The organism is Pseudoalteromonas sp. RB2-MNA-CIBAN-0110, from assembly GCF_040309305.1.
Lineage (GTDB): Bacteria > Pseudomonadota > Gammaproteobacteria > Enterobacterales > Alteromonadaceae > Pseudoalteromonas > Pseudoalteromonas arctica.
The window spans coordinates 1-247 of record NZ_JBEOOQ010000279.1 but is presented as its reverse complement, the minus strand read 5'-3'; the positions used below and the strand labels follow the sequence as shown (position 1 = coordinate 247).

1 protein-coding gene is annotated in these 247 nt (G+C 9.3%); it reads left to right on the top strand.

All coding sequences use genetic code 11. From position 1 onward, the window contains the following. A partial coding sequence (locus AAEY68_RS21955; RefSeq protein ID WP_350586877.1) for a hypothetical protein occupies nucleotides 1-199 on the top strand: 199 nt, incomplete at its 5' end. Nucleotides 200-247 lie beyond the last annotated feature (48 nt).

Here is a 247-nt window from a genome sequence, read left to right as displayed (position 1 = left end):
CAAAATAATCTTCAACAAATTAATAAATATTATCAACAATAAAATTTATAACAAATTAAAATCATATCATAAAAAAAAAAAGAAAAACCGAAAAAAACAAAATATAAAAAATAAAAATAAAAAAAAAAAAAAAACTAAAAAAAAAAAAAACAAAAAAAACAACTTAAAAATTAATAAATTAATAATAAAAAAAGAATAAATAAATTAAAATAATATAATTTTACAAACATTAAAATCTACAAAAAAT